Here is a 20463-nt window from a genome sequence, read left to right as displayed (position 1 = left end):
AAATGTCTGTAATACAATTAAATGATCGCCCATGAACGAGGCGATCATTTTTTTGAATGGAAACTGCCAATGTATTTAGATTGTGGTCGAAAAATTACGTTATTTTCTGCTTGCTCTAATACATGTGCACTCCAACCGACGATACGACTTGCTGTGAAAGTAGGGGTGAAAAGTTCACTTTCTAATTGAATAGCTTTCATAATGGCAGCTGCGTAGAATTCTACATTGGTATAAAGTTTTCTTCCAGGTTTTACTTCATCTAAAATTTTTACACCTAATTCCTCCACTCGAATGGCTAAATCTAGCCATTCATCCTCACCAGTAAATTCTAATAGGTTTTCTTTCAAAGCAATAGAACGGGGATCAGTCGTCTTATAAACACGGTGCCCAAAGCCCATCAACCGTTCTCCTCGTTTTAGTTTTTCTCTTATTACCTCTTCAGGATTACCACGTTTCATTATTTCATCCAGCAGTCTAATGACGCCTGATGGAGCACCCCCATGCAAAGGACCTTTCATCGTACCAATGGCAGAAGTAATTGCAGATATTAAATCGGACTCAGTAGAAGCCGTTACTCTTGCAGAAAACGTAGATGCATTCATCCCATGTTCCATAGTTAATATCATATATGTTTTCAATGCATTTACATGAGCTGGATTCGGAAGTTTACCGCTTAACATATATAAGTAATTGGGAACGTGATCTAATTCTTGAGATGGGTAAATAATATCTTTTCCCTCAAAAATTCTTTTCCGATAAGCAATAATCGTTGGGATCATTGACGTTAATTGAATGGCTTGTTCGATCGTTGGTTTCCAACCGAACGATTTTGTTCCAACTGCTGAAATGACTGTGCGTAGAACGCTCATTAAGTCCATTTCAATTGGTAGTTTCTTGATAATTTCAATGATATATGAAGGAAGCTCACGATATAAAATAAATTTTTTCTTTAAATCTATAAGTTGCCTTTCGTTAGGGAATTTTCCATACCATAATAAATAGGCGGTTTCCTCAAATGAATAACTTTTTGTAATATATCCGATATCATATCCTCTATAAACTAATTGTCCTTTATCCCCATCAACATGACTGATGGATGTTTCTGCTGCAACAACCCCTTTTAAGCCATAATGAATCATTTTTCATCTCCCCTTTCATTCCTCACTCACATTATATATAATTTGATTAATTAATAATATTAATAATTTTTAAATAAAATGATTAATAATAATAATCAAAGGAGGGTTGTTGATGGAATTTCAATGGTTAAACACTTTCCTTGTAGCTGCTAAACTAGGAAACTTTCGAAAAGCTGCTGAATTTTTATACATATCCCAACCTTCTGTATCTGTCCATATTCAAAATCTAGAAAAAGAATTGGGAGTACAATTATTTGATCGAGAAAGAAGGAAAATGAAGCTGACAGAAGAAGGGAGAAGATATATACGACATGCGGAAAAATTATTGCAAGTGTATAAAGAAGGACTGCATGATATCCAATCGTTTAGTCAAGGATATACGACTTCTTTAACGATTGCTATTTCACCATTAATTGCTGATACTATCCTTCCGTTTGTATTAAAACGATATATGAAAAATCATCCGAATGTTGAAATCTCTATAAAAGTAATGGAATCAATAGAAATGGAAAAAGAAGTTTTAAACGAAGAAATCGATATTGGCTTATCCTGTGTCATGAGTTCAGATTCTAACCTTATGTGTCAAACCCTTTATGAAGATGAGGTCAAGTTAATTGTTGCACATGACGGATTAGATGCAGAATCTGCCCCCCCATTAGATGAAGCAGAGGTTTTGACAAACAATTATATTATTACAGATAATCATCCCCTATATTGGGATACATTAAAAAGAGAAATATCTTATAAATATCCAAATACAAAAATGATGAAAGTTTCTCAAGTCCATATTACGAAACGTTTGATTATTGAAGGATTAGGGGTATCGTTTTTACCTGCATCCACTGTTAGAAGAGAACTTTTAGAAGGATGGCTATTAGAAGTTCCTTGTACATCTATTAACCTCCCAAAAGCTGATACGTATGCAATTATGAAGTATGAACATACAAAGCATAAGGAATTTTTGAAGTTTTTACAGAATTTCAGATTTTAATCAAACGTTTGTTTAATTAATGAGGTGAAAAAATGAAAAAATTACAAGAATTTACTAAACATTATCAAAAAGAACTAAACTATCACATTCAAGGTCATACTTACGAGCAACAAAAATCATCTATCATTAATAAACTATATGTTGTTAACAACAGAAGTAGCAGAAATTGGAGAGTTGTTACGTGAAATTTTCCAAGTAACAGAAGTATTGATAGAACAAGGCGAAAGTGAAGAAAATGCCTTTAATATGGCAAAAGAAAAAATAGTAGAGGAAATGGGTAAAGAGATATCAGATTGCATCGCGTATTTATGCAAATTTGGTAACTATTTCAATCGTGATATGGAAGAAGATTTTTATCAGAAAATGGATGAAGTGAAAAATAGAGTAAAAGCTTAATTTGCATAAATTCTTATCAGAATGAACAAAAGAGCCAGTGGAAATGAGAGCAGAACTTCATGTGGGATGCCCACAATAGAATTAGCAAAATACAAAAATTCCTATTGTATTTACCATATTTGAGGGCAATAAAGTTGTAAATCAAAAAGATATATACTTTAGCCGCGAGTTTTTAGTGAAAGAAGGGGAAGGGGGCATAACCAAGAAAATATACATTGTAACAAAATAAGCGATTGACCCATGTCAATCGCTTATTTCCTCACTTTTCAATTTTTCTTTTATGTCATTAATCTCTTTTTTCAATTTTTTCAATAAGTCTAATCTTTCCATTTCCGTTTCTTCGTCAGAAGATTCTTCCATCATGTATTGCAAATATTGTAATTCTAATTTCTCTAATTCATTTGACAATTCTTGTGTTGGTGGTGTTAGATATTTATGTTGTTCCCATTCTCCATAACTACCTTGAAAAACTGTTGCCTTTCCATTTTCAAGTTTCAAAACTTTATTAGATACTTTTCGTAATAAGTATGGGTCATGAGCTACAATGACAATACTGCCATTATATTTTTCTAACGTATCTTCGACAATTTCTCGAGTAGGTATGTCAAAATAATTTGTTGGTTCATCAAGTATTAAGAGGTTTGCATTTGAGAAATACAGTTTTACAAATGCAACACGACATTTTTCTCCCATACTAAGTTCGTTTATTTTTTTATATACGTCATCTCTGCGAAATAAAAAGCATGCTAATATCGTTCGCGCCTCTGATTGGGTCATATTTTGTACACTTAAGATCTCATCTAATATTGTATTTTCAGGATTTAATTGTTCCAATTCTTGAAAGAAATAACCGATTTTTAATTGGGGATGACGTAGTATATATCCCGACTGAGGAGAAAGTTCTCCGGCTATTAGTTTTAACAATGTTGTTTTTCCACTTCCGTTAGGTCCAATCACTGCAAGTCGTTCTCCGCGGTTCAGTTGTAAGTTAACATTCTTAAAAATTTGTTGATGTCCGTAAGAAAAATTCAAATGATGAATATCGATCATTTTTTTTCCTGAAAAATCATTAGTTGTAAGATTTAAAGAAATTGTTTTTTGTTCTTCTGGCTTTTCTACCCGGTTGTTCTCTAATCGTTCTAGCGCTTTTTCCTTTGCCTTATATTTAGTTGCTTGTTTTGCAGCTTTTCTTTGAGCATAAGGATCTCGGACACTAGCGGCTGCATTTGCTTTTTCATACCATTGTTTATAATGTGCAATGGTTTCCATTAGTTTTTTTCTCTCTTTTTCATATTTTTCGTAGTTGGCATGGAGGGTTTTCCATTCAAGTTCTTTCTGTACTTTATAGTTACGGTAGCCTCCTTTATAAATTTTGAGACCATCTTTAGACAATTCAAATGTTTTATTAGCCACTTGATCAATAAATTCTCGATCGTGTGAAATGAAAAATACTCCACCTTTGAAATCTTTTAACCATTGTTGTAGCCAAATCACTGTCTCAACATCTAAATGGTTCGTTGGTTCATCTAATATAAGGAGTTTCGGAGATTCAAGCATTAATTTTGCCAATTTAACTTTCGTTTTTTGACCACCACTTAAGTTTGCTAAAGGTACATCCCAAAATTCTTCAGTGATCCCAATTTGTTTTAATTTCTTTTCAATGTTTGCTTCCCACTCATATCCGCCACGATCTATATATTGCTGTAAGAACTCATTATATTTGGAAATCGTTTTTTCATCTGATTGAGTTTCAAGTTTTTTTATAAGTTTATTTAGTTGATGTTTGATTTGGTGGTTTATATGGCCATGTTCCATCCATTCTTTTGTGCTTATGGAGGAATCTATAGAAAAGTCTTGATCCATAACGCCGATATCTTTTTGGGGAATTCCCCAATATACTTTTCCTTTTGTTAAAGGAATAGTCCCTAGCAACCCTTTGATTAAAGTTGTTTTGCCAATTCCATTTTCACCAATGAGAGCTACTTTTTCATTTTCTTGAATTTCGAACGTAATATTTTTTATAATTTTCTTCCCCTTTAATTCGATTTCTAAATTTTGAGCCTTTAATAAAAACATACAATCACTCCGTTTATGGCCATGCAAAAAGGCACAGGGGTATACCTGTGCCTAATATAGATCGATGAAAAAACAAATATACATCATGAAAATTTATAAAAAAAGTTCTATATAAGCACATCTAAAAATAGACACAAGTATCCCGTTTCATTGCATGGCAGCAATTTTGTTAGCTAATCCATATGAAAAAATGCAATTGAGAAACGGAATTATATTATCATTGTGCTATTTTAGATGCCTCCTTCATTTTCTTATTATTATTGTACACTTTAACCAATAATATGTCACGGTAAAAAAATAAAATATTTACATTTTTAACCTATTCACTTCGAAAATTCATAAATTCCGCCTTTAATGGTAACCACTCTATTTTCTTTCATTCCTGATATCCCACATATAAACGGTTTGAACGGTTGAAGAGAAGAGTGATAAATTTGGTTGTAGAACCTTACACCTACTCCGCCAATTTTAATTTCTTGATATGATCCGTGTTTATCAAAATTTTCAATGATCTGGTCAGAAGAAATTTGGAAAAGTTTTATAAATTTATTGATAGAATTGTTTTCTTTGGAATCGAAAAAACCAATAAAATCAAGAGAGGGGGAACCTATATTATGAATCATTAGTGACTTCATTTCTTGTGTACGAACTTCATCGTTTTCACCCCATTGAATAAAAAAAGGATAGCGGCATTCGTCCTTTCCTTCATCTTTTACAAATAACATGGACCAATGGATTTCTTTCCCGTCATCTCTTTTTCTACTCCCATTAAAAGGACCGATCGGAGTCATACCTTTTTCTTCAATGGAACGTTTAATTGCAAAAATATCATTCGTTCTGAAAGCGATTTGGGAGAAACCTTCACCATTCATTTGATCTTCTACGATCTGCTGAATCAAAATATTTTCAGATTGCTTGGCGATATCTAGATTATTAACTCCAATCCATTCAATATAACGAAGTTCCTGAAAATAATTTAAACAATTATATGTACCCCAAAACGGATGTTGTCCTCCGTTTATTGCTTGAAAACCTAATAATTGAAAAGCTGTTTTCGCCTCTTCTGGACTTTCAGTAAAATGTACGAGATGGTCAAATGAGATATTCATAGAGATACCTCCAAGTGAAAATTTATTCTCTATCTTTCTTATACTTTTATTATAAGTCTACTATATGAGGAAGTCTGTATACAAAGAATTCATAAAAAAGTATTTCATTGCATTCATACTCAACGTTATTTATACTTTTTATATTAAAAAAGGGTGAAAAGAGAAGGCGGTACACAATGATGAATCATTTATCACTTAATTCTATCATTGATGTTTTAGTTGAACTATTTTCCGAAGAAATTTCGATTGCTGTTTCTAATACTAAAGAATATATTTACTATCGACCAAGCAAAAGAATTGATTTAAAAATACGTCCGAAGGATCCAGTTAAAAAAGGAACGATAGCATACAAGGCTATTACAAGTAAGCAAAAAGTATCCGAATTTATTAACCGGGATGTTTTTGGCGTACCTTATCATGGAATGGCCGTACCATTTTTCCATAATGGTGAAATCGAAGGATGTATAACTGCTATTTATCCGGCTGTTTCTAATGTAAAATCAGTCGTTACGATAAAAACATCGGATGGTTGGAAACCGATTCCTTTTTCTGAAGTGTTTTATTTAGAAGCTAAAGATCGTAAAACGCATGTTTACTCTCAAAACCTTCATGGAATACACAAAAATTCTCTACAAGAGTTTGAATATATTTTGCCGAAAGATAATTTTATACGTTGCCACCGTTCATTTATTGTAAACGTTCATCATATCGAAGAAATTTACCCTGATACTCATTCTACATTTCTTTTACAGATGAAAAATGGAGATAGAATTCCTGTAAGTCAGTCTTATTCAAGTTATTTTCGAAGGCTTCTTGGGTTCTGAAATTTTCTGTTTTATTCAATGGATTTTCTGGTTCATCGTTTTATTTACTAATATACTCATATTTTCCCAACCACTAAATAGCTAATTGATAAAATATTTCTAAATATGAGAATTTAGTGGGGGGATAGGTATGGACCAAAAAAATTTAAAGCGTATTAGAGACCCACGTTTATGGGATCGTGTAGTTACGGCAGAAGAAGCTGCTTCGTGGATAGAAAATGGTATGACTCTCGGATTAAGTGGATTCACTCGTGCGGGCGATGTGAAAGCGGTACCATTTGCCCTTATCAATCGAGTAAAAGATAGAAAAGATTTTAAAGTCAATGTTTATACAGGCGCATCATTAGGTTCTGATGTGGATCGTATATTTGCTGAAGCTGGAATTGTTCATAAACGACTACCTTTCCAAGCGGATCCAACGATGAGAAAGAAAATCAACGAAGGAGAAATCCTTTTTATTGACCACCATTTATCGCATAATGCTGAATGGGTTCGGGCAAAAGTACTAGAACCTATTGATTTCGCAATTTTGGAAGCGGTTTCTATAACGGAAGATGGAATGATCATACCTACAACATCTATTGGCAACTCGTATGTATTTGCTAAACATGCTAAATCTATCATTATAGAGATTAACTTAAAGCAACCTGAACGATTAGAAGGATTACACGACTTATATGACCCAGGAAAACAAGGGGAACGTTCCCCAATTCCATTAACGAAAGTATCTGACCGAATTGGGTCAATTGGAATACCTGTCGATCCTGAAAAAATTAAGGGAATTGTTTTTACAAGCCAAGAAGATTCTCCTTCTACGATTGTTCAACCCGACGAGGAAACAAAAATCATGGCCGGCCATTTAATGACATTTTTGCGTGAAGAAATTAAAGCTGGTAGATTGACAGAGAAGCTTGCCCCTTTACAGTCAGGAATCGGTTCTGTCGCTAATGCAGTTTTACATGGATTAATTGATTCAGAGTTTGAAAATTTAGAAGTGTATTCTGAAGTATTGCAAGATGCAGTATTTAATTTAATTGATGCTGGAAAAGTAAATATGGCATCATGTTGTTCCATTACACTTTCAGAAGAAAAAATGAAGCAAGTTTTTACGAATTTTGAAAAATACCGAGAGTTTCTCATTATGAGACCTCAAGAAATTTCTAACCATCCTGAAATTATTCGAAGACTTGGATTAATTTCTATTAATACAGCACTTGAGGTGGATATTTACGGAAACGTGAATTCTACACATGTATTAGGAAGAAATATGATGAATGGAATTGGTGGTTCTGGCGATTTTGCTAGAAATGCAAGATTAGCTATCTTTGTAACAAAATCTATTGCCAAAAATGGTAAGATCTCAAGTATTGTTCCTTTTGTCTCCCATGTTGATCACTCTGAACATGATGTTGATGTTATTGTTACTGAACAAGGATATGCTGATTTACGAGGTTTGGCACCGAGAGAACGCGCAGAAAAGATTATCGAAAACTGTGCACATCCGATGTATCGGAAACAATTATGGGATTATTATAATGAAGCATTAACAAGAGGTGGTCAAACACCACATGTACTTGAAAAAGCTTTATCTTGGCATATAAACTATGAAAAAAATGGTACAATGCTACAAGACATATATGAGAATGAGGCTATTATTTGAGAAGCAACTAAGATTCAAATATTTTTTCGGTTAATGGATTGGCAACTTGCCAATCTTTTTTTTGAAAAACAATTAAGTCTGAACTTCCTTCTTTTTCAATAGTGAATAAAGGTTTGTCCATATGCATATTTTTAATTGAATGATTCGTTAGAAAGTGGAGGAAGGTTATGACAATAGAAGAAAAACTTATTCGTAAACAATTTTACCAAACATTAATCAATGAATATGATAATGCCATTGAACGATTAAGTGAAAGGTTGTTAGAAGAGCAGAAAAAAGAAGTGTACAATTTATCAGATTTACGGTTTGCACAAGGAGAATTATATTACCGATATAAGGATTATGAAACGGCCATTTTCAAATGGGAACAAGTAGAAAATGACTTAGAACCTTGGGCAAAGAAAAATTTAGCTGATGCCTATTTTCAACTTAAATTATTTCCTACAGCAGAAGCATTGTACCATTCAATTGAAACAAAAAATTCGATGTTAAAAATGGAAGTATTGATCCAACTTTTTTCTTTATATGTGGATACAGGAAAAGTAAAAAAAGCAGAGTCCACCATTAGAAAGGCGTTGTCTGTAGATCCCGATTACCCTAATGTAACTAAGTTAGCACAAGATTTTTATGAAGAACAAAACGACTGGGTTAATGCCATAAATCTAGCCATTAATGAGTATATGAGAACAAATGAACATCGTTGGATGGATGTAATATTTAGTTATATTAAAAATGGGTTAGTTAAATCTATTTCTCCTATAGTTTTTCAAAAAATATTTTATAAACTTCTTCATGAACAAATCTCAACGTTTGAGAAGATAGCCGTTGAACTTTGGGAAAGTTATAAAAGGGAAAACAATTCCTTTAAACTATTAAAAGAATTAAATGAATTGTTTATATATATTGGGGTTGATGAATACACATGTTGGAATGAACTAACGAAACAGTACGAAAAAACTTACTTCCAATTTATTAATGGGAACTATTCAATACAAGACCTAAACAACTTCATGCCTGATTTATTGTCAGTTTGGTTGAAAATTACAAGTAAGAATTTATCATTGCTTGCAGCAGGTGCTGTTCTAGCTTGGAATGACATGTTTCCTGGGACCATTTCTTCAACAATCTTGTCTCAAGCAGAAAAAGCTATTTTACAATCAACAAATGATATTAATGTTTCTAACATCTTGAATGAACTATACATTGAATTAATCAACTGGGCTGAGAAACAAAATTTATCTGTGAATAAACAATTGACATGGCTATTTGAACAATTATCAAATAATAAAACCCAGAGGATTTTAGTAATTGCATCAAACTATGAACATACATTATCCTTTATTCATTCTTTGACAAAAGAAAGATTAGTATATCAAACTTTAGAGAATGTTATTTTAATAAAACCTGGAGACGAGCAAAACATACAAGAAATTCGATACAAATATGAACCGATGTTTGTGGATTATCAATCATCTAGCACCTTTTTAAAAAAATATCAGATTGCCCTATTACATGTTCCTTTAGAAAAACAAAAAAAACGTAAAGATGAGTATAATGCCCTTTATTTAGCTGATCAGCTTGTATACTATATTTCAGGTACTATTAACATTGATGAAATAAACGAAACTCTCTCTCTCGTGAAAACTTATATTCGAAACATACCTATCCACTTTATAGTTGACCATCAATCAAAACACTTACTCCAAAAAATTCATGAACATGTTCCCGAGGCTAAAGCTTGTCTATTGAATATTAAGGAAGAAAATGAAAATACGGTACAATTTTTTCAAACGATTAAAGCAGACAATGTTAGGTTACAAGAAGAGAGGATGGAAAAACAATTATTTTTTATCCGTAAAATCATTGCTGACCTCTTCAAACAAAGATTAGAAACAGAAAGCGAATTAAAAGATAAAATAGAAAAGAATGAAGATATACTGAAAAAAATCACTAGTGAAATTGAACACATCCAAAATATAAAGGAAGAAAAGATAGAAGCCATTCATTATTCTTTTCAATTAATTCGAGATGAGTTGATCGCATATTTAAATGAGGAAATTCCTTTATTAATAAAACGGTGTTCGTCATTGGTTGATATAAATCACGATAATCATCTGTTAGAAAAACATTTAAACGAACGAGTAAATGAAGAGCTAAATAAGTTTATCAATAAAACGGTCTTGCCAAAATATCAAACATTTTTATTTGACTGGATAAAAATCAGTGAAGCAGAACTAAAAGAATGTAGGGAACTTCTATTAATGAGTGAAGAAAAGGTGAAAAAATGGCTTAAAACAGAGATATCACTACAACCCGATCTGAAAATTATAGACGATTGGAAAAGGGATATTGACCGTCTATGCAGTTCAATATCAATTGAACCGGTTAATATATATAAAAGAAATTCATTTTCTCAACTAATGTTTATGAAAGCCAGTAAGTTATTGAATAATTTTTCAGCTAGTCAATGGAAAAAGAAGTTGAAACATCACATGGAAACAGATGATTTTAAGGATATTGTAGAAAAAATCATTCAACAATTTTTTCTTCCATTCCAACTATTTGAAAAAGGAATTCATAGAGATGTAGCTTTTTGCTTAAAAAATCCATTAGAAAGACTAATAAATATAGAGAAATCGTTAAAAAATTCGTTGCGTGAAAAGAAAGAAGAATGTGCGAATATAACTAACAATCCTGAAATATATAAAGAACCATTAACATTATTTGAATTAAGGTTGAGACAGTTAGAATGGATAGAAAAAGTTGGAAAAGGGGTCCAATATTTATATTAAAGTTTCTAACATTTTTATGTACATTAGACGTAATAATTATGTTATGATTAACAGATAATATAATAAAACAACAAGGAGAATATATAACATATGTCATTACAGAACCTTTTAAAAGAAATAAACGAGACAAAGGACCCTATCATACAAGAACAACTCATTTATCAATTTTTATACAAGTTTTTAGAGGGAGATGAATTTTGGGTTGTTGCGAAATGGACCGATGATTTAGAGCAAGCGCGTCCTTTTATAGGCATGCACAAAGGGCAAATTCCATGCTATTACGTATTTACGGATGCAGAGATAGCAGCAAACTTTGCAAAACACTATGGATTGAGCAATGATGAAGGAAAAACGTTAGTAATTAAACAAAATCCAGAACATTTTGCAGGCCAATTAATGCAACTGTTTGAATCAGGTGTCGAAATGGTAATGTTTGATGAAGGAGCAAATTTATTTGCTCATACGATACCTTATATTTTAGATGTTATTGCTGAATATGAAGAAGATGAAGATTAACACGCTTCAATTAGAAGCGTGTTTCTTTATGTAAAAGTTTGGTATCTTTTCGACAAAGAGGAAAGGGCTTTTTACTTCATTTGACAAAAATTTCCCCGGAAATAGACGATTTATCTCCTTAATTTTTTAAAAAAGTAGATTGATGGAGATTAAATGAAATGTTCATATCTTGATAAAATAAAATAATCGAAATATAATAACGATATTTAGATACACGAAAGAAGGAGAAAGCATTCAATGATACGAAGATTTTTTTCATACTATAAACCTCATAAAAGGCTATTTATGATTGATTTTATTAGTGCTATTATCGTGGCTATTTTAGAGTTGGCTTTTCCATTAGCCGTTCAAGGATTTATTGATAATTTATTACCTACTAATAATTGGTCAATGATTGTCACTGTAAGTATCGGATTATTAGCTTTCTATATAATTAGTACGTTTCTTCAATATATTGTCAACTACTGGGGACATATGTTAGGAATAAACATTGAAACAGATATGAGAAAGCAATTGTTTGTTCATGTACAAAAACAATCATTCCGATTTTTTGATAATACAAAAACAGGTCACATCATGAGTCGAATTAGCAATGATTTGTTTGATATTGGGGAATTAGCACATCATGGTCCAGAAGATGCATTTATAGCAATAATGACTTTTATTGGTGCTTTTTGGATCATGCTTGTCGTTAATGTAAAGTTAGCACTAGTTACTATATTTATCGTTCCATTTCTCATTTGGCTAATCACCTATTGTAATATACGAATGAATAAAGCATGGAAAGAAATGTATAGTAAAATTGCTGACGTTAATGCAAGAGTGGAAGATAGTGTGTCAGGAGTTCGAGTTGTTCAATCTTTTACGAACGAAAAATTTGAAATTGAACGCTTTTCAAAAGATAATAAGCTTTTTAGAAAAGCGAAGTTATCTGCGTATCGGACAATGGCAATCACTCATTCGAGCATTTATATGATGATGAGATTTGTTGTGTTAGTTGTATTAGTCTATGGTGCATGGTTGAGTTATAATGATCAGCTTTCCTACGGTGAATTAGTCGGTTTTGTTTTATATGTAAATGTTTTATTTAAACCGATTGAGAAAATTAGTGCGATTATGGAATTGTATCCAAAAGGAATGGCTGGTTTCAAGCGTTTTACTGAACTAATTGACACTATACCGGAAATACAAGATTCAAAGAATGCAATAAAGGTTCCTTCCTTACGTGGAGATATTCAATTTCATAATGTGTCCTTTCAATACGATGAGCATAAGGAAGTCTTAAAGAATATCAATCTAGAAATTCGATCTGGTGAAACGGTTGCATTTGTTGGTCCTTCAGGGGCAGGGAAAACAACGATCTGTTCTCTCATCCCAAGATTTTATGATGTAACAGATGGTGCGATTACAATCGACGGTATTGATGTACGTGACATGACAAAAGAATCGTTACGTTCTCAAATTGGAATCGTACAACAAGATGTTTTCCTATTTACTGGTACTATTCGTGAAAATATTGCTTACGGAAAACTAGATGCAACAGACGAAGAAATTAAAGAAGCAGCTAGAAAGGCACATTTAGAAGAATTTATTGCCTCATTGCCATATGGTTATGAGACACAAGTAGGTGAGCGTGGATTAAAATTGTCTGGGGGACAAAAACAAAGAATTGCAATAGCAAGGATGTTTTTGAAAAACCCTCCAATTTTAATTTTAGATGAAGCAACATCTGCGCTTGATACCGAAACTGAACAAATCATCCAACGAGCATTGAATGATTTATCGAAAAATAGAACTACATTAGTTATTGCACATAGACTTGCGACTATTCGAAATGCAGATCGAATTGTTGTCGTTACTGAAAATGGGATTGAGGAAGAAGGTACACATGAGGAACTTATCCGAAAAGGCGGGGTATTTGCAAAACTTCATGAGGTGCAATTTGAATCTATTTATCAATAAGACAGGATTACATCCCTGTCTTTTTACTTTTGATATATGTTAGCATTGTTCGCGATGTCTGATTATAATATATATATTTATATTAAGCATATGGGTAATATTGAAAGGTTTGATTACTAATGGAGGACAATCAAAAATCAAATTTAATAAAAAAAATGGAAGTATGCTTGTTAGCCGGTGAAATCATGCTAAAAAGCGGAGCAGAAACGTATCGTGTTGAAGATACGATGGATCGGATGGCAAGAGCTTTGGAAATCGAACAACCACAAAGTTTTGCCACTCCAACGGCCATTATTTTTTCAGCTCACGGAGAAACTAAGACAGAAACAAGACTGATTCGTATCATCAATCGAACAACGGATCTTGAAAAAATTGCGCGTGTGAATCACTTATCAAGAAGTTTAAGTGAAAAGAAAATAACAGCAGAAGAAGCTTTTAATCATTTAAAAGAGTTGCAAAAAGCAGATATTTTTTATCCCGTATGGTTGCAACTATTTTGTGCAGCTCTGTCTAGCGGTTGTTTTTTAATTATGTTTGGTGGAGTATGGAGTGACTTTATTCCTGCATTTTTATCAGGGGGAATAGGGTTTTATATATTTTTATTAATGAACAGATTTGTTGGGATTAAGTTTTTTTCCGAATTTTCTGCATCGTTGTCTATTGGCTTTTGTGCATACGTATTTGTGAAAATGGGTACGGGAATTGATTTAGATAAAATTATTATCGGATCTGTAATGCCTCTAGTTCCAGGGTTGCTCATTACTAATGCGATTAGAGATTTAATAGCTGGTCATTTAGTTGCAGGTATATCTAAAGGTGCAGAGGCATTTTTTACTGCTTTTGCTATAGGATCAGGTATAGCTTGTATAGTATTAATCTTTTTTTAGGAGTAGATGGTTATGATTGTTCAATTACTAACGAGCTTTTTCGCCTCAAGCGCGTTTGGGGTGTTATTTAATGCTCCAAAAAAATTACTTATACATTGTGGGATAGCAGGGATGAGTGGATGGGCAGTATATTATCTGTTGACAACGATGGGAATTGATTCAGTCCCGGCAAGTTTAGCAGCTTCTTTTCTTGTTGCTATTATCAGTCATTTTTTTGCTAAAAGATTTCGTACACCAGTCATCATTTTTATTGTTGGCGGAATAATTCCACTAGTGCCGGGTGGAACTGCATATGATGCAATGAGAAAGTTTGTGGAAAATGATTATAATATGGCCATACAGTTATCCGCAAAAGCGTTTCTAATATCTGGGGCAATTGTAATTGGAATTGTATTTTCAGAAGTAATCAATCAAGTCATACGAAAAATAATAATTGAAAGAAATAAAACATATAATTCTGGACAAACTAATTAAACGATGGTCTAAATAAACCCTCTTTTCCATATCAATAAGTTAGAAGAAGTGAAAAGAGGGTGGACAAGATGGTTCAACAATTGGAGATTACAGAAGAAATGGTTGAGCGGTACTATGAATTACAAAAAGAAGCTAAGAAGATAGACAAACAACTGAACGATTTAAAAAGAGTTTTCCATCAATACTTTGATTTAATGGTTGGAGAAAATCAAAAAGGTGAACTTCTATTTCGAAAATTTAAACTCCAGAGGAATATTCGAGTATCTGAGAAGTTTCATGAAGAAAAGACGATAGAAAAATTAGAAAAGTTAAATTTGCTAGATTGCATAAAAACCATTAAAGAACCTGATGAAGAAAAAATAAATGCTGCTATTTCACTTGGAATTGTAGATAAAAGTGAATTTGATGATTGTAAACAGCGCAAAACTACGTCTGCAATCCTTGTAAAAGAGATTTAAAAGATAGTTAATGGAATGAATGGATTCTTGAAAAAATCATTTTTCATCGAAAACTTGTTACACTTTTTAATATTCACATTTGGAAAAAGCGATCTAGTTCGCCTAGATCGCTTTGTTTGTTTTGTATACAAATGCAAAAGGTTCAATAATAACTTCAAATGTTTTTGCCGCGGTAGTATTCATCTAATATATAAACTTAAACGATGTAAGCCCTACCTCTCAAACATCCTTACGGCTCCGAAGCCGATCCAGTGTGAATAAGTTGAAACACGATAATATTTAGAAAAGAATGCCTATTATTTTCATTTAAAGCTATTATTTTAATTTGAAAAACAAGCTAGTTTTTTCATGAACATTAACAATACCATAAATATTGATTTTTTACAACCTTTTGTAATGGAATGAAACCTATTATAAAAGATAAACTAGTTGTTGGAAGGTGATAACATGATTCGATTATTTACAGACATTGATTTAGATGGACTTGGTTGTGGTGTTATAGCAAAGCTAGCTTTTGGTGATGAAGCGGAAGTTGTTTACTGCTCATATAGAAACTTAAATCAACGTGTACAAACGTTTTTAGAAGACAGTAGCAACAATGAAAAAATGCTATTTATTACGGATCTTGCGGTAAATGATTCTGTTGAAAAATTGTTAGACAACCGATATAAAGAAGGATTACATGTACAAGTCATTGATCATCATGTTACAGCCTTACATTTTAATAATTACCAATGGGGGCAGGTTATCGTTGAATATGAAAATGGTAAGAAGACATGTGCAACTTCTTTGTTTTATGATCATTTAATTGAAAAGAAGTTAATTAAAAGGAATCCTGCACTAGAAGAATTTATTGAACTTATTCGTCAATATGATACTTGGGAGTGGGATGAAAATGAAAATATAACGGCTAAACGGCTAAACGATTTATTTTTTATGTTTAATAGGGATCAATTTGAAGAGGACATGATTCGCCGAATTAAAGAACATCCAAACTCATTTCAATTAACAGATATGGAAAATATGCTATTAGATATAGAAGACAATAAGATCGAAAGGTATATACAATCAAAAAATAGGCAAATCGTTCAAACTTACATTGATGAATATTGTGTGGGAATTGTTCATGCTGAGCAATATTTATCAGAATTAGGAAATGCGTTAAATAAACGTAATCCACATTTGGATATGATCATTTTAGTGAATGTAGGAAGTAAGAAGCTTGGGTTTCGCACAATACATGATGATGTGAACGTTGCTGAATTTGCCAAAAGATTTGGTGGAGGAGGTCATCCAAAAGCTGCAGGAAGTGATTTGACTGAAGAGGCTTTTAAACAATTAGTCATCGACGTATATCATTTGCCGCCTATAAAACCTGATCCTGAAAATAATATATACAATGTGAAAAATTCTAAGCATGGTACTGCCTACCAAAATAGGAGTGGTAAAGTATCCTTTATCCGTCCGGTTAGTGATCATAGTTATGAAATTATTCATGATGGTCAAAAATTAGATCAAATGTTCAATAGCTTTGACGAAGCAGAGCGATATATAAAACGAAATTATGGATCATACCTCCGATACGACGATGATTTTTTACAAAGTCTTTCGAATTCTATACCTTTAAGTAAAGAAGAATTGGAAGAAAAGTTCCATGATATGATAGATCGAATAAAAAATTTATAAACGAATTAGAGCATGCGACAAAACCGTAGCTAATGAAAATTGAGCTTCACACGATTTTCCGTTCGAAGGAAATTAGAAGTGAAAAATAAAATCGACCTCGCGTTAATGTCCACTAATTTAAGAAAATATACACTACAAGAAATGTAAAAACCTCATAAATTGGATGAAAATGTAAAAGGGTGAGCTGTTTATACGACTCACCCTTTAATGTCTAGGTAAAAAATATTTTGTTTCTATCTTCTGTAAAATTGAAAATTCTACAAAATTGATACTTATTACCCTTTTTTCAATAGCTGGATGTTGTATGATGGTATTATATTACTATATTAAAATGATGATTTTTTTGAAATCACTTCGAAGGGAGAGCGACTAATGAAGTATTTTCAATTGAAAAGTTTAAAGCAGAGAATGCTACTCGGTTTTGGAATGGTTATTTTATTAACTATTATTATGGCACTATATAATTTTTTTTCCGTCTCCATGATTAATCAAAATACGAAAAATATGGTCGAGGAAGATTTAGAATTAATGATAGCGGATTCTCGCTATGCTTTTCTAATTGCTCAAAGAACAGCTTTAATAAGAGGATACATACTAAATGGTGATGAGAGTTACAAAGAGGCTTATCGTTCTTATAAAAATGAGACAAAAGAATTACAAGAAAAGATACGATCTATGAGCAATTCAAAAGAGATAGATTCTTTAATCAAAAATAGTGTTGAATGGGAAAATACCATTGAAATATACGTAATTCCAGCGTATGAAGTTGGAAATGAAAAAGCAGCAAAGGATGCTATAGAAAATAAGGTAGATCCTTTAGCAAATGCTATTATAAAAAATTTAGAAACATTATCGAAACAACGAGAAAATGAAATTATAAATTCCGGTGAGGCAATTGTCGCACAAGGGAAAAATATCTCTGTTATAAGTTCCATTTTAAGCATATTAGTAGTTGTCATTGGTGGAGCGATTGCTTATTTTATTTCGATAAATATTTCAAATCCGATAAAAATTGCAGTTCAACAATTAAACGAAATTTCAAAAGGAAATTTAGCTGTGGATGATTTATCGTCCAAATCAAAAGATGAAATTCATCAATTAATTAACGCTGTCAATTCATTAAAACATGATATTACACAAATCGTACAAAATATTTCTAATTCTTCACATGAGGTAAATATCCGAAGTAGTGAATTAAAAGCATCTGCTAATGAAGTTAGCCAAGGAACAGAACAAATGGCTGCTACGATGGAGGAGTTATCTTCAGGAATTGAAACACAAGCCCATTCAACGAGCGAAATATCTTATGGGATGAAAGAATTTATTCAACAAATTGAAAAAGCCAATGAAAACGGTCAAATGGTTTATGAATCTTCAAGAGAGGTTTTATCAAAAACAAACTACGGTCAACAATTGATGAATGAATCTATTGAAAAAATGAATGAAATTCACGCAATTGTAAAAACTTCAGTGGATAAAGTTCAAGGATTAGACGAAAAATCACGTGATATCACACAATTAGTGAACGTGATTCAAGAGATTGCGAATCAAACAAATCTTTTAGCATTAAATGCTGCTATTGAGGCAGCAAGGGCAGGCGAGCATGGAAAAGGTTTTGCCGTAGTTGCTGATGAAGTTAGAAAACTCGCCGAACAAGTTAGTCATTCAGTAGTTGAAATCTCCCAGATTGTAAATAATGTCCAAGAAGAAACAAGTTCAGTAGTAGAATCATTACAAAATGGATATCAATATGTAGGGGACGGAAAAGAGAAAATTTCACAAACCGGAGATACCTTTAATGAAATTAATAAAATGGTAACGAACATGGTTCAGAATATTGAAGGGATCACAGAACGTTTAGACTCTATAAATGAAAAGGGTAATATGATGAACGACTCCATTTCTCATATTGCAACCATTTCAGAAGAGTCAGCAGCAGGGGTTGAGCAGGCAACAGCCTCCATCGAAGAAACGAATGGTTCCATGTATGAAATTGCAAAGAATGCTGAGATGTTATCTAACATTGCGGAAGAATTAAAGCATCTTGTCGATAAATTTCAATTAAAGAAAGAAGATAAAGAGTAAATACAAAACCCTTTCCATTATTGGAAGGGGTTTTTTGTGTAATCAATATTTTCATTCTAGTAAAGTTTTATTATGTTCCATTTTAAATGAGAATTCGATTTCCATTCATAACCTTTCTTCGTTATTGCTTCCACAAGTTTTAGTACAAGTGACTTTATTTCATCCCTCGAAATAAATGAAAGCGATGTACTTATTGTCATGATCCTTTTACTTTGAAAGAGCAATGAACTAAAAAGTTATAGAAATTAGTGATTATTTTCAATATTTATTCATAGGATGATGATTACACAATTAGCACTATCACCCTTACTCTTTCTCTAAAAAAATGACAAAATGTACAAACCTTTTTGTCTTGAAGCTCTTATATTGTAAGAGGGGGGATGAAAATGGTTAAAATCTTTATTGATCCTGGTCACGGTGGTACTGACCCGGGGGCAACAGCAAACGGATTGCAGGAGAAAAATTTGACTTTGGCAATTGCAAAAAATATACAACAAATATTACAAAATGAATATGAAGGTGTTTCTACAAAAATGAGTCGGACAGGGGATCAAACAGTTAGTTTGAAAGCACGAACAGATGCAGCAAATTCATGGGGAGCAAACTTTTATTTGTCTATACACATAAATGCTGGAGGCGGAACCGGTTTTGAAAGCTATATATATCCAAATTCAAAAGCACCAACTACTACTTATCAACAAGTGATTCATGACAACGTTTTACGTCAAGTTGACTTTCGAGACCGTGGAAAAAAACAAGCAAATTTTCACGTTTTACGAGAATCGAGAATGCCAGCTTTACTGACGGAAAATGGTTTTATTGATAATTCGACAGATGCTTCCAAACTAAAAGATGCTTCATTTATACAAAAAATAGCTAGAGGTCATGTAAAAGGATTGGAAGCAGCATTCGGTTTGAAAAGAAAAAGTAGTGGTACCAATATTCTTTATAAAGTTCAAATTGGAGCATTTAAGTATAAAGCAAACGCAGATTCTCTTGCCAATAAAGCACGTCAAAAAGGATTTTCGACATATGTATTCCAAGAGAAAGGTTTGTGGAAAGTTCAAATTGGAGCATTTTCCAATTATCAGAATGCTAAACAAATGGCTGATCGAGCAAAAAGTAATGGGTTCGATGTATATATAGTAAAAGTTTAAATATAAATAGTTTGGCGAGAGTCGTATTGATTCTCGCTATTTTTTACACGACACAGTAAATGCGGTAATCATTGTTGATAAATACTCTCATTCCAACATTCAATGTAAAAAATTAGGGGCTGTCCAAAAAGTCAGGGTAACTGACTTTTTGGAGCCCCTCATTTTTCACTTTTAAAAAAAATGCACAAAAAAATCGTCCTTTCTAGTAAAATGAAGTTACCACACAACATTACAGAAAGGACGATTTTTTA

16 protein-coding genes and 1 pseudogene are annotated in these 20463 nt (G+C 32.5%); 14 read left to right on the top strand and 3 right to left on the bottom strand.

Features of this window, described 5'->3' with window-relative positions; all coding sequences use genetic code 11:
* Positions 1-44: 44 nt before the first annotated feature.
* Complete coding sequence (locus AC3ASS_RS06380) at positions 45-1139, bottom strand: citrate synthase/methylcitrate synthase (RefSeq protein WP_488282685.1); 1095 nt, start codon at positions 1137-1139, stop codon at positions 45-47.
* A 112-nt stretch (positions 1140-1251) separates the two neighbouring features.
* Here AC3ASS_RS06380 and AC3ASS_RS06375 point away from each other — a divergent pair, with 112 nt between their 5' ends.
* Together AC3ASS_RS06375 and AC3ASS_RS06370 are read left to right on the top strand one after the other, a co-directional pair.
* Entirely contained in the window at positions 1252-2130 is an 879-nt protein-coding gene (locus tag AC3ASS_RS06375) for a LysR family transcriptional regulator (protein WP_488282684.1), read from the top strand.
* 138 nt (positions 2131-2268) lie between these two features.
* Complete coding sequence (locus tag AC3ASS_RS06370) at positions 2269-2526, top strand: nucleoside triphosphate pyrophosphohydrolase family protein (RefSeq protein ID WP_488282683.1); 258 nt, start codon at positions 2269-2271, stop codon at positions 2524-2526.
* Between the two features lie 243 nt (positions 2527-2769).
* Here the strand turns inward: AC3ASS_RS06370 and abc-f are convergent, their stop codons facing one another.
* Both abc-f and AC3ASS_RS06360 read right to left on the bottom strand, forming a co-directional pair.
* Positions 2770-4602, bottom strand: a complete 1833-nt coding sequence (gene abc-f, locus AC3ASS_RS06365) for a ribosomal protection-like ABC-F family protein (protein WP_488282682.1) — start codon at positions 4600-4602, stop codon at positions 2770-2772.
* A gap of 323 nt (positions 4603-4925) precedes the next feature.
* Entirely contained in the window at positions 4926-5711 is a 786-nt protein-coding gene (locus AC3ASS_RS06360; protein ID WP_488282681.1) for a VOC family protein, read from the bottom strand.
* 179 nt (positions 5712-5890) lie between these two features.
* Between AC3ASS_RS06360 and AC3ASS_RS06355 the strand changes: the two genes are divergently transcribed.
* The 12 genes and pseudogenes from AC3ASS_RS06355 (at position 5891) to AC3ASS_RS06300 (ending at position 20212) form a co-directional block, all read left to right on the top strand.
* Positions 5891-6535 (top strand): LytTR family DNA-binding domain-containing protein, encoded by a 645-nt coding sequence (locus AC3ASS_RS06355; protein ID WP_488282697.1) that lies wholly within the window; start codon positions 5891-5893, stop codon positions 6533-6535.
* A 130-nt stretch (positions 6536-6665) separates the two neighbouring features.
* Positions 6666-8195 (top strand): succinyl-CoA:acetate CoA-transferase ScpC, encoded by a 1530-nt coding sequence (gene scpC, locus AC3ASS_RS06350; RefSeq protein WP_488282680.1) that lies wholly within the window; start codon positions 6666-6668, stop codon positions 8193-8195.
* A 167-nt stretch (positions 8196-8362) separates the two neighbouring features.
* Positions 8363-10987 carry a tetratricopeptide repeat protein gene (locus tag AC3ASS_RS06345; RefSeq protein WP_488282679.1) on the top strand — a complete coding sequence of 875 codons (2625 nt, stop codon included), beginning with the start codon at positions 8363-8365 and terminating at the stop codon, positions 10985-10987.
* Positions 10988-11077: 90 nt separating this feature from the next.
* A complete protein-coding gene (locus tag AC3ASS_RS06340) occupies positions 11078-11503 on the top strand; it encodes a hypothetical protein (RefSeq protein ID WP_488282678.1) in 426 nt (141 codons plus the stop codon).
* 237 nt (positions 11504-11740) lie between these two features.
* Positions 11741-13465: an ABC transporter ATP-binding protein gene (locus AC3ASS_RS06335; protein WP_488282677.1), complete on the top strand. Its 1725-nt coding sequence runs from the start codon at positions 11741-11743 to the stop codon at positions 13463-13465.
* 119 nt (positions 13466-13584) lie between these two features.
* Positions 13585-14352 (top strand): threonine/serine exporter family protein, encoded by a 768-nt coding sequence (locus tag AC3ASS_RS06330; RefSeq protein WP_488282676.1) that lies wholly within the window; start codon positions 13585-13587, stop codon positions 14350-14352.
* Between the two features lie 6 nt (positions 14353-14358).
* A complete protein-coding gene (locus AC3ASS_RS06325) occupies positions 14359-14826 on the top strand; it encodes a threonine/serine exporter family protein (RefSeq protein ID WP_488282675.1) in 468 nt (155 codons plus the stop codon).
* A gap of 68 nt (positions 14827-14894) precedes the next feature.
* Positions 14895-15284, top strand: a complete 390-nt coding sequence (locus AC3ASS_RS06320) for a hypothetical protein (RefSeq protein WP_488282674.1) — start codon at positions 14895-14897, stop codon at positions 15282-15284.
* A gap of 447 nt (positions 15285-15731) precedes the next feature.
* Complete coding sequence (locus AC3ASS_RS06315) at positions 15732-16970, top strand: DHH family phosphoesterase (protein WP_488282673.1); 1239 nt, start codon at positions 15732-15734, stop codon at positions 16968-16970.
* 372 nt (positions 16971-17342) lie between these two features.
* Positions 17343-18089, top strand: a pseudogene (locus tag AC3ASS_RS06310) (MCP four helix bundle domain-containing protein); the annotation flags it as partial.
* Positions 18090-18206: 117 nt separating this feature from the next.
* Entirely contained in the window at positions 18207-19055 is an 849-nt protein-coding gene (locus tag AC3ASS_RS06305) for a methyl-accepting chemotaxis protein (protein WP_488282696.1), read from the top strand.
* A gap of 386 nt (positions 19056-19441) precedes the next feature.
* On the top strand, positions 19442-20212 hold the full coding sequence (locus tag AC3ASS_RS06300; RefSeq protein WP_488282672.1) for an N-acetylmuramoyl-L-alanine amidase: 771 nt from the start codon (positions 19442-19444) through the stop codon (positions 20210-20212).
* Positions 20213-20463 lie beyond the last annotated feature (251 nt).

It is taken from the genome of Bacillus sp. JST-5, from assembly GCF_057747715.1.
This window is presented reverse-complemented; position numbering and strand designations above follow the sequence as displayed.